The organism is Planctomycetaceae bacterium (assembly GCA_021371795.1).
In the GTDB taxonomy this organism is placed as follows: Bacteria; Planctomycetota; Phycisphaerae; order Sedimentisphaerales; family UBA12454; genus UBA12454.
This window is the reverse complement of sequence record JAJFVK010000021.1, coordinates 104,059-115,490: the sequence shown is the minus strand read 5'-3', so window position 1 is coordinate 115,490 and position 11,432 is coordinate 104,059. Positions and strand designations below refer to the sequence as shown.

Annotated in this window: 10 protein-coding genes; all 10 read left to right on the top strand. The window is 44.6% G+C overall.

Annotated elements, in window-relative coordinates; all coding sequences use genetic code 11:
• Positions 1-283: 283 nt before the first annotated feature.
• The 10 genes from trpS (at position 284) to LLF92_11250 (ending at position 11,200) form a co-directional block, all read left to right on the top strand.
• Positions 284-1,246 carry a tryptophan--tRNA ligase gene (gene trpS / locus LLF92_11295; protein MCE5341691.1) on the top strand — a complete coding sequence of 321 codons (963 nt, stop codon included), beginning with the start codon at positions 284-286 and terminating at the stop codon, positions 1,244-1,246.
• 74 nt (positions 1,247-1,320) lie between these two features.
• Complete coding sequence (locus LLF92_11290) at positions 1,321-2,301, top strand: segregation/condensation protein A (protein ID MCE5341690.1); 981 nt, start codon at positions 1,321-1,323, stop codon at positions 2,299-2,301.
• An 80-nt stretch (positions 2,302-2,381) separates the two neighbouring features.
• Positions 2,382-3,605 carry an MBL fold metallo-hydrolase gene (locus LLF92_11285; GenBank protein ID MCE5341689.1) on the top strand — a complete coding sequence of 408 codons (1,224 nt, stop codon included), beginning with the start codon at positions 2,382-2,384 and terminating at the stop codon, positions 3,603-3,605.
• A 131-nt stretch (positions 3,606-3,736) separates the two neighbouring features.
• A complete protein-coding gene (gene uvrB, locus LLF92_11280) occupies positions 3,737-5,719 on the top strand; it encodes an excinuclease ABC subunit UvrB (GenBank protein MCE5341688.1) in 1,983 nt (660 codons plus the stop codon).
• Between the two features lie 18 nt (positions 5,720-5,737).
• The gene (gene nadC, locus LLF92_11275; GenBank protein ID MCE5341687.1) at positions 5,738-6,610 is read left to right on the top strand and encodes a carboxylating nicotinate-nucleotide diphosphorylase; all 873 of its coding nucleotides are present in this window, start codon (positions 5,738-5,740) and stop codon (positions 6,608-6,610) included.
• 38 nt (positions 6,611-6,648) lie between these two features.
• The gene (locus LLF92_11270; protein MCE5341686.1) at positions 6,649-7,425 is read left to right on the top strand and encodes a biotin--[acetyl-CoA-carboxylase] ligase; all 777 of its coding nucleotides are present in this window, start codon (positions 6,649-6,651) and stop codon (positions 7,423-7,425) included.
• 23 nt (positions 7,426-7,448) lie between these two features.
• Positions 7,449-8,834: a dihydrolipoyl dehydrogenase gene (lpdA, locus tag LLF92_11265; protein MCE5341685.1), complete on the top strand. Its 1,386-nt coding sequence runs from the start codon at positions 7,449-7,451 to the stop codon at positions 8,832-8,834.
• A 126-nt stretch (positions 8,835-8,960) separates the two neighbouring features.
• Positions 8,961-9,230, top strand: coding sequence for a helix-turn-helix transcriptional regulator (locus LLF92_11260; GenBank protein ID MCE5341684.1), 270 nt, complete (start codon positions 8,961-8,963; stop codon positions 9,228-9,230).
• A 144-nt stretch (positions 9,231-9,374) separates the two neighbouring features.
• On the top strand, positions 9,375-10,115 hold the full coding sequence (locus tag LLF92_11255; protein MCE5341683.1) for a PEP-CTERM sorting domain-containing protein: 741 nt from the start codon (positions 9,375-9,377) through the stop codon (positions 10,113-10,115).
• Positions 10,116-10,192: 77 nt separating this feature from the next.
• Positions 10,193-11,200: a sigma-54 dependent transcriptional regulator gene (locus LLF92_11250; protein ID MCE5341682.1), complete on the top strand. Its 1,008-nt coding sequence runs from the start codon at positions 10,193-10,195 to the stop codon at positions 11,198-11,200.
• Positions 11,201-11,432: the final 232 nt, after the last annotated feature.

Below are 11,432 nucleotides of genomic sequence, written 5' to 3'. Positions count from 1 at the left end.
TTCCTGCCTTTCAAAAAAATCTTATCGTAAAGCCGGTATATACTAATGTTTAAGGGATTAAACGACTTAAATCAACTAATTTCTTGACATCGCAGTCCCTGATTGTTAACTTTATGTCTTTAGTTTATAGATATTTGCGTTCATATACCAATTGGTATTATTGCTCGCGCGTCGTGAATTTTGTAACTTTGTTGCCCGTTTTGCTTTAACCCCCTGCGGGGACTGGCGTCGCGAAGGACGGTACGGGTAATTTTGAAAAATCTGTATTAAGGAGTATTATACTTTGAGAGTTTTATCAGGCATTCAGCCTTCCGGAAGGCTGCATATAGGAAATTTTTTCGGCGCAATGAGGCAGCATCTGCAGCTTCAGGCGGAAAATGAAGGCTTTTATTTCATAGCCGATTATCACGCCCTTACCAGCGGGCCAAATCCGGATACGCTTAGGCAAAATCGTTTCGCGGTCGCGATGGACTATCTGGCGCTCGGTCTTGATACCGACAAAACGGTGTTCTGGTGTCAGTCGGATGTGCCGCAGGTAATTGAATTGTGCTGGCTTTTGTCTTGTGTAACGCCGATGGGACTGCTCCAGAGGTGCGTAAGTTATAAAGAAAAAGTTGCGCAGGGGCTTACCGCAAATCACGGCCTGTTCGCTTATCCTGTTTTGCAGGCGGCTGATATTCTTATCTTCGACAGTAATCTTGTTCCGGTCGGAGCTGACCAGAAACAGCATATCGAAGTAACACGCGATATCGCGGGCTATTTCAATAATACCTACGGCGAAACTTTTGTTCTGCCAAAAGATTATATTATTGATACGGTTGCGGTTGTGCCGGGTATAGATGGTCGAAAAATGAGCAAAAGCTACGACAACACCATCGAAATTTTCGAGCCTGAAAATTCCGTGAAGAAAAAAGTGATGCGAATCGTAACGGATTCCACTCCGGTCGAATCGCCTAAAGACCCTGGTAAATGTAATATATTCGCTTTGCTGAAACTTGTTGCTTCGGCTGAAGAATTGGCCGAGTGGGACAAGAAATACAGACAGGGCGGCATGGGCTACGGCGATGCAAAGAAAAGACTTGTCGAACTTTTAATCGAATATTTCAGGCCTTATCGCCAGAAACGCGCAGAGCTTGAAAATAATATCGATTATGTGAAGAAGATTCTAAAAGAAGGCGCTGAAAAAGCGGCTGCCGTAGCGAATGTAACACTGAAACGCGCTCGCAAAGCGATGGGCATTGATTAAAGTATCTCGTCGCTCGTGAAGCGTGAAGCGAAATACGAGATACTCTTCACGAGATACGCTTAACGAAAGTATATATGACAGATTATAGAATAAATCTTGATATTTTTTCCGGTCCGCTGGATTTGCTTTTGTACCTCGTTCGCAAGGAAGAGGTCGATATTTACGATATTCCAATCGCGAAGATTACCGAAGAATATATTCGTCATATAGAGATGATGCAGATGTTCGACATCGAACTGGCGGGCGAATTTCTCATAATGGCGGCAATGCTGATGGAAATAAAATCCGCGATGCTTCTGCCCAAAGACCAGGTTAATGCTTTGGAAGAGGACGCTTCCGACCCGCGGCACGAACTTATCAGGCAGTTGCTCGAATACAAGAAATACAAAGACGCCGCGAATATGCTCAATCTTTCATCGCAGACGCAGCAGCAGAAATTTTCACGCAGCGATAATATTATCCAGAGTCTTGAGCCTAAGACCGAGCCGGAGCTTGATTTGGAATCGATAACAGTCTGGGATTTGCTGAACGCTTTCGATACGATGATGAAGGCGACCGGCAATCTTATGGATATTCGTCATATTACCGACGATACGCCGATTGATTTGTATCAGATTGAAGTGCTCCATCGTTTGCAGAACGAAGGGCCGATGAATTTCACAAGAATTTTCGACGGCAAGAAAAATAAACTTGTAATGATAGGCCTTTTCCTTGGCGTTCTCGAACTTGTGCGTGAAAAATTAATCACAGCGGAGCAGGTCAAACCGGGTATGCCGATTTATCTGCGTGCGCTGACGGATGAGCCTGCGGAAAAAGCGGTACACGAAGCGATGATGTCTGAAGAGGGCGATGTGCTTGAGCAGAAACAGGAATCTCCGGTGGATATTCAGGCAATAGACCAGCCGGAAGAAACCCAAAGCGAAATAGAGGAAGAAACTTCGCTGCCGATTGATATCGTCGAGATTGATGTGCCGCAACAGCAGAAAATTTCTGAAACTCCTGTCGAAGAAATACAAATCGATTCGCAAACCGAATCCGATTTAAACAATATGTAAAAGCATTGCAGTGTGGTGAGCAAGTGGGAATTTAAGACCTTTTTGAAAAAAGGCAGGAAATATATTTGAAAGGGAGTTTTATGGTAAAGCATTTTGCTGCAGGAAGTTGTTATTCTTATATTATCAGTTCGGAAAAACAGGCGATTATAATCGATCCGCATATCAGTCTTATCGATAAATACAAGCAGTATCTGTTAAGCAATGGTTTGACGCTCAAATACATCGTCGATACGCACACACACGCCGACCATTTTTCCGGCGCGGCGGTTTTGAAAAAACAGCTCGAAGCTCCAATTCTTATGGGCGAAAAGGCGATTTCAAATATTGTCGATAAACGGCTAAAAGACAACGATGAAATAGAATTAGGCTCGGAAAAAATCAGGGTGATATATTCGCCGGGGCATACGGATGACGCGGTGAGCTTATACGGCGAGGGCAGACTGTTTTCAGCGGATGTGCTGTTAATCGGCAGTGTCGGCAGAACAGATTTTCAAAATGGCTCGCCTGAATCGATGTTCGATACTTTGCAGAAATTAAAACAACTGCCTGATGAAACGATTCTTTGTCCGGGACACGATTACAACGGGAAAAAAGAATCTACAATAGGAAAAGAAAAAACAAGCAATCCGTTTTTGAAGGAAACGAACAAAGAGGCATTTGCATCAAATATGCGTTCAAAGGTTATTCCCAAACCTTTCAATATCGAAAACATCGTTCGTGTAAATCAGCGGGGCGAAGCGGCGCAGATTGAGATGATTAAGCCGACCGAGGCAGCAAAAATTCTCAAGTCAGACCCGCAGGCGAAAATTCTGGATGTTCGCTCGGCTGTGGAAATAAATCAATCACATTTGGAAAATTCGCTCAATGTTCCTATCGATCAGCTTTCTGCCAGAATGGCCGAAGTCAGTAATGCAAAGAATAATTTCCTTGTGCTGTGCCACAGCGGCACTCGTGCGGCGATGGCGGCGGATATGATGATGCAGGCGGGAATTCATAATGTTAAGGTGATACAGGGCGGTATTGCGCAATGGCAAAAAGATAAGCTGCCTGTGATTAAGGGCGCAGGCGGAATTTCGCTCGAACGGCAGGTGAGAACGATTGCCGGCAGTCTTGTGCTTATTGGTATTATTCTGGCAGGGTTCGTGAACTGGTATTTCCTGATGATTCCGATTTTTGTTGCGTGCGGTTTGATTTTTGCCGGCGTAACGGATAATTGTATGATGGGAATAATGCTGATGAAGCTGCCGTATAACAAAAACCTCTACAAATCCGGCCCAGGCGGCGGAACATGCTCGATGAGCTAAAACAAAAATCAAATATCAAAAATTAAAATGCAAAAATGAGGAATCCCGTCTTGTACTAAACGTACAAGGCGGGATGTTATTTTGCATTGTATTTTTGGCACTTCTGATATAACATTAGCAGTTCCTAATTTATGGCGAACTTTAAGATAAAATCTGACTTTAAACCGCAGGGCGACCAGCCCAAGGCGATTCAGCAGCTTGCCGATGGCTTAAAAGCCGGCAAACAGTACCAGACGCTCTACGGTGTTACCGGAAGCGGAAAAACTTTTACGATGGCCAACGTCATCGAAAAATATCAACGGCCTGCGCTTATCATCAGTCATAATAAAACGCTTGCCGCGCAGCTCTATGAGGAATTTCGGCAATTATTCCCCGAAAATGCGGTCGAATATTTTGTCAGCTACTATGATTATTACCAGCCGGAAGCGTACATTCCGCAGCGGGATATTTATATCGAAAAAGACGCATCGCGAAACGATGAGCTTGAAAGGCTGCGGCTTGCGACAACGATGAGTTTGACCGGCAGGCAGGATGTGATTATTGTCGCATCGGTGTCGTGCATTTTCGGATTGGGTTCGCCGGAGGATTACAAGTCGAGCGTTATCGGTATCAAAGTCGGCGATGCTATCGAACGAAATGAACTGCTCGGCAGGCTGGCGGATTTGCAATATCAAAGAAACGACGTCGATTTTCATCGCGGAACGTATCGGGTGCGAGGCGATGTCGTTGAGCTTTGGCCGAGTTACGAATCGTTTGCAGTTAAGATTGAATTTTTCGGCGATGAGGTTGAAAAAATAACTTATATAAATCCTGTCAGCGCAGAGAAACTTGCCGAAGAAAGCCAACTGTTTGTTTATCCGGCGGGACATTACGTTATGCCTGCCGACAGAATTGAATTTGCAATCAGCAATATTAAAATAGAACTCGAACAGCAGCTTATGAAATTGCGGCAGGAAGGCAAATTGCTCGAAGCGCAGCGATTGCAGGCTCGCACGCTTTACGATATCGAGATGATTAAGGAAGTCGGTTTTTGCAGCGGTATCGAAAACTACTCACGTCATTTGAGCGGGCTGCCGGCAGGTGCAAGGCCTTATACGCTTATCGATTATTTTCCGAAGGATTTTCTGCTGTTCATCGATGAATCGCACGTTACGATTCCGCAGATTCGCGCGATGCACATCGGCGACAGGAACAGAAAACAAGTTCTTGTCGAACACGGATTCAGGCTTCCGAGTGCTCTTGACAACCGGCCGCTGCGGTTCGAGGAATTTCAGGAAAACTGGAGAAATGTTATTTTTGTTTCCGCAACGCCTGCACCGTTTGAGCTTGATTTGAGCAAAGACGCTATCGTTGAACAGATTGTTCGTCCGACCGGTTTGCTCGACCCTGAAATTTTTATTCATCCGGCAACCAATCAGATACCGCATCTCCTGGAGCAGATTGAAACGCACGTCAAACTCAATCAGCGTGTGCTTGTAACGACTTTGACAAAAAGGCTTGCCGAGGATTTGACTGCGTACATATCCAAAAAGGGTTTCAAGTGCAGGTATCTTCACAGTGAAATCAAAACGCTGGAACGTGTCGTTATTTTGCGGGATTTGCGGATGGGGACGTTCGATGTACTGGTCGGCATTAATCTTTTGCGTGAAGGATTGGATTTGCCGGAGGTTACGCTGGTTGCGATTCTCGACGCTGACAAGGAAGGCTTTTTGCGCAGCCGGACTTCGCTGATTCAGACTATCGGCAGAACTGCCCGAAATATCGATGCAAAGGTGTTTTTGTACGCTGACAGGGTTACCGATGCTATGCAAAAAGCAATTGACGAAACGAATAGAAGGCGTACAATACAAGCGCAGTACAACAAAGACCATAATATCACTCCCGAAACTATCAGGAAGCAGATTTATACAGGTCTGCAGGAGAAACTGAAAGCCAGACAGGCCGCCAGAGACGCGGTAAGTTTGAGTGATGATGAATACGATGTTGTACAAATCACGACGCAAATAGAAAAGGAAATGCTCGAAGCCGCTGAAAAACTGGACTTCGAACGGGCGGCGTACCTTCGCGACCAGTTGAAAGAATTAAAAGAAATGCCGCGGCTTGGCAGAAAATAATTTTTGGTAAGGAATAAGATGAAACATTTGAATATGGACCGTGTACGGCAGTTAATCGATATGGCTGTTGAGGAAGATTTTGGCGGCAGGGATCCGTCAAGCGAATTGATGATTCCTGAAAGAGCTACCGGCAAATCGTATATTATAAGCAGGGAAGAAATCGTTGTTTGCGGAATGAATATCGCCAAAGAGGTTCTCAAGAAATACAATAAAAAACTCAAACTGAAAGTATATAAACGCGACGGCCAGCGGGCAAATGTCGCCGATACGCTGGGCGTAATAGAAGGACCGATTCGTTCGATGCTGTCTGCTGAAAGGGTCGTGCTGAATTTCATGCAAAGGCTGTGCGGCATCGCGACAATGACGGCTAAATATGTCCACGCTGTTCGCGGAACCGGAGCGAAAATATATGACACTCGCAAAACCATTCCCGGCTGGCGCGAACTGGAGAAATACGCCGTTCGTTGCGGCAAAGGTCATAATCACAGATTCAGCCTGCGGGAAGCGGTAATGTTCAAAGATAATCATATTGCCCAGCTCGGTAAGGATTTCGAAGGCAAACTCAAAGAACTTGTCGCCAAAGCGAAGAAAATCAAAGATGTAAAATTTATATGTGTTGAAGTTGACCATGTTGACGACCAACTCGATCACGTTTTGAATGTGCCAGGTGTTGATGTTGTGCTGCTGGATAATATGGGTCAGTGGCAGTATAAACACGCCGTTTCGATGCGAAATAAAATGTGCGGCGATAAACCTCTGCTGGAGGCCAGCGGCGGAATTACGCTCAATAACGTTCGCGCAATCGCACTTTGCGGTGTTGACAGAATTTCTATCGGCGCAATTACGCACAGCGCTATTTCTGTTGATATCGGTTTGGATAGACATTTCTAATCAGAACATAGAACACAGAATATAGAATTAGAAGAGAAATGGAATTCAGTAGCTTAGATGTTGATGTAATAAAGACCAAACTCGATACCGAGCGAATCGGTAAAAAGATACTCATTTACAAAAGCACCGCAAGCACAAATGACATTGCGCGTGAGTACGCCTCCGGCGGCGAAAAAAACGACGGATTGATTGTTCTTTCAGAACATCAGACCGCCGGCAAAGGCAGACGCGGCAATAAATGGTTTGACGGCAAACACAAGAGCATTCTCTGCTCGATACTGATTTTCGAAAATAAAATCACGCCTGATATGATGGCAATTATCGCGGCTGTGGCGTGTGCCAAGGCGATTGATAAATGCGGCAGACATCAGGCAAAAATTAAATGGCCGAACGATGTTTTTGTTAATGACAAAAAACTTGCCGGAATACTTATCGAAAAAAAAGCGAAATATTACATAATCGGTATCGGCATCAACTGCCATCAGCGGCCGAGCGATTTCCCGGAAGAACTTGAACAAATCGCGACAAGTGTCGATATTGAGTGCGGAAGGGTCTGCGACAGGAATCTGCTGGCCAAAAGGCTGATGTTCAATTTTGAACGTTTTCTGCGAATTGCTCAAGAAAATCCGGACGAAATAGTTGAAAAATGGCATAAGCGGAGTATGCTTACAGGAAAGCGAATAACCGTCGAACATAACGGCAAACAATTTACAGGCGCTTGCCTTGGCGTTGAGCCGGCGCAGGGGCTCATCCTGCAGCTTGAACGCGGCGGTGTCAAAATGTTCGAAGCGGCGGGAACAACGATAGTTAAATAGTTTATTAGAGATTGGATTTTATTATGGCTGAAAATTTTGATGTTGTTGTAATCGGTTCAGGGCCGGGCGGATACTCGGCGGCTTTAAGATGTGCGCAAAAAGGCGCAAAAGTCGCCATTATCGAAAAGGGAAACATCGGCGGCGTTTGTCTTAACTGCGGCTGCATACCGTCAAAGTCGCTGCTGGCTTGTGCGCATGTTTACAATCTTGCCAAACACGCCTCGGCATTCGGCGTCGAAACTGAAAATCCAAAAATTAACTGGCCGAAAATGCAGAGCCATAAAGATAATGTTGTTACCGGCCTGCGAAAAGGACTGACAAGTCTCATTCAGGGCAACAAAATAAAAATATTCGAAGGCCGCGGCGTTGTTACCGCTCCAAACAAAATCTCCGTAGAGGGCAAAACTCCCGCACAGCTCGAAGCGACAAAAATCATAATTGCCTCCGGTTCGACTCCTGTGGAAATTCCGTTCCTTCCGTTTGACGGCAAAACCATAATCAGCAGCACCGAAGCGTTGTCTCTGCCGGAAATACCGAAAACAATGGTTGTCATCGGCGGCGGCGTTATCGGTTGTGAATTAGGCTGCGTTTACGCATCGCTTGGCTGCAAAGTTACTATTATTGAAGCGCTTGCAAGTATCCTTCCGCTTGAGGATGAATGGGTTGGGAAACTTATGACGCGTGAATTCAAGAAGCTTGGAATCGATGCTCTGGCAGGTAAAAAAGTAACCGGCTGTGAAAAAACAGATTCCGGAGCAAAAGTTATTCTTGAAGACGGTACAGTTATTGAAACTGAAAAAGTTCTCGTTTCCGTCGGCAGAAGGGCATCGTGCGATAAGCGAACCATTGACAGTCTTGGTTTGGAAATGAATAAAAACCTGATAAAGGTAAACGATAAAATGGAAACCAGCGCAGCCGGCGTTTACGCAATCGGCGACACGGTCGGCACAACATATCTTGCACACGGTGCGTTTTTCGAGGGCGAAGTCGCTGCCGATAACGCAATGGGACATGAAACCCGTATCAAAGATTATTCACTTGTTCCACGCGCAATCTATACTTTCCCGGAAGTTGCCAGTGTCGGCCTTAATGAGGTTAAGTGCAAAAAGCAGGGCATTGAGTTTGACACCGGCAGGGCATTTTTCAAAGCCAACGGCAGAAGCCTTGCACATAACGAAACTGTAGGCGAAATTAGAGTTTTGAGCGATAAAAACACTCGCAAAATTCTCGGCGTAACAATGGTCGGCGCTTCGGTTACGGAAATGATTACCACTGCCAGAGGACTTATCGGCAGCAGTGAAAAAATCAGCGAAGTTGTATTTGCGCACCCGACAGTGTCGGAAGTCCTTAAAGAGGCGTGGGAAGACGCTATCGGCCAAAGCCTTCACTCAATGCCGAAAGCCTCGTAAAACAGACAAAAATGTAGAAAAACAGGTTAAATGTAATTATAAACAATTTACATTTACCTGTTTTTTTTATAGACATATAATGCCGCTTACATTATAATACCTCCGTACAGTTGGGAAAGAGAGCGTATGGAGTCGGAATTATTAATTTTTGAGCGAGATGAATGGCAGCGGCTTGCCCAAGAACTTGCCTTGTCGCCAAGACAGAGCGATGTTATGTATTTATTGCTGACAGGCAAATCTGATAAGCAAATCTCAAAAGAGGCAGGAATTGCTTTACCAACAGTAAGAACCCACTTCGGACGCCTTTTTCAGAAGTTTAACGTGCAGGATAGGAGCGAATTGATACTTTCCGTATTTTATCATTATAAGTATCACCGCACTACAAATAATAAATAATATTCATCGTTTTTGATGACATCAGGATTGTCGACTTGCAAGGTTATGTAATTGTTGGATAATCACCGTTAGTATCGTAAACGCGTAAGCGTATTTTGGATGAGAAAACAGTTGGGAAAACTTTTTTGAGATGGGAGTGAGAAAATGAAGAAATTGATATGTGGGTTGTTCGTTGGGTTGGCGGTTCTGTTACTGCCTGCCGTGGTTCAGGCATGTCTTATAAATTACTCTGTTACTATTACCGGCAGTGATGGTACGAATGCGACGTTCAGCACGGGGGAACAGCGGGTAGATGCCGGTGTTGAGTACACGTTTGATCTTGTCCAGCGATTTGACGATCTGTCAAATCCTGATGATTGGGTAGATCTTGATGGGGGTAGCTCCAAGATTCAGAAACTGGCATTAACAATCAATAGTGACCCTGAAGTAGGTATCGAATTTGGTTTGCGTGCAGGTTCATTGGCGACAACGTACAACATCCTTTCGGAAGTTGTAGTGTTTGACCCGATTGTAAATCCGACAGCTTATGCGTCGGCTGGTGTTACGCTGACAGACCGACCGGATGCTGCAGGGGCAGCAATCACAGGTCTATTTTATGGCGGAAAAACGCATCAGGCAAGGTACAACAGCACATCAGTATTTGCCAATCTGGTCAGTGGTTTTTCGATTCCCGAACGTACTCTGACAAATGAAGAGAATAAAGGCACGAGGGATTTCCCTGAGACTATACTGGGCACGGTTTCAAGCATTGAATCAGAATTCTGGTTTACGCTTTCAGCGAGAGATTCGGCATCTGGTACCAGCACATTTGTAGTTGTTCCAGAGCCGGCGACAATCTGCCTGATGGGGATTGCGGCTTTGGCATTTTTGAGAAAACAGAGATAATATGAAATTGTACAGGGAAGCCTATATAGCTTCCCTTTTTTCTTATTTGGATTGCATCAAGTAAGTAGAGATTGTGTATGGAGGATTGGAGAAGAACGGCTGAATTGGGTGGTGGTGTAAATATAGAGACCGGTGGGGTGTCTGTACGCCGTTTTGTGGGCACTTCAAATGCATTCCAATCTATTCTTGAGACCATTGATATTGTCGCGCGTCGTGAAAGCTCTATAATTATCACAGGCGAAACGGGAACCGGCAAGGAAATGGTTGCCCGTCAAATTCATTCCAAAAGCCCTCGTGCCGATAAAGTTTTTGTTCCTGTCGATTGCACAGCGTTGAGCGGTCACATTTTTGAGAGTCAGTTGTTCGGTCATACCAAAGGTTCATTCACTGGCGCAATCAATGATACGCTTGGTTTTTTCAGGGCAGCTAATGGTGGTACGATTTTTCTTGATGAAATAGGCGAAATTGAAATAGAACTCCAGGCTAAACTGCTGCGTGTTTTGCAGGAATCGTCTGTTACTCCTGTCGGTTCAACAAAGCCATTTCCCATTAATGTTCGTGTACTCTGTGCTACTAATCGTGATTTAAAGCAAATGGTGCGAGAAGGTACTTTCAGAGCCGATTTATATTTCAGACTCAACGTAATAAAGATAGAGATTCCTTCACTGAAAGAGCGAAAAGAGGATATACCAATTCTGGCGGAGTATTTTCTTGAAAAACAGGCACGACTATACAGAGAAGCGCAGAAGACTCTGTCTCGAAACGCAATAGAAGTGCTTGAAAACTATGATTGGCCCGGCAATGTGCGTCAATTAGCTAATGCGATGGAATACGCCTATATCACGAGTAAATCGAATATAATCGATGTTACGGCTATTCCGACGGATGTTGTAGCAGGCGACCTGATACTTGCCGAGCAGGATAAGATGTTTATGTCATTTGAGCAGTTAAAGAAGAAAATGTTGATACAGGCACTGCAAAAAACAAACGGCAAAAAAATGGCGGCTGCGAAGCTGCTGAAAATAGACCACAGAAAATTATCCCGGCTGGTTGAAAAATTCGACCTGACGCCGACGTGGAAATAATAAAGTAACTAAGTCCAATTTCCTTTGGGCAGTTGTTAAATAAAAACAGCCGCCCATTTTTTTTTGTCTTCAAATCCGGGTTCTAACCATTCGTCACTAATTACTATCAACCAATAACTATCAACTTAGTTACCATTTTGTAATTAATTTACATTTACGCAATTTGAACCTAAATTTTTGTACTTCATATGGTTAGTAAAATTTTTTTAAAATGTTTGTTACATAACGGCAA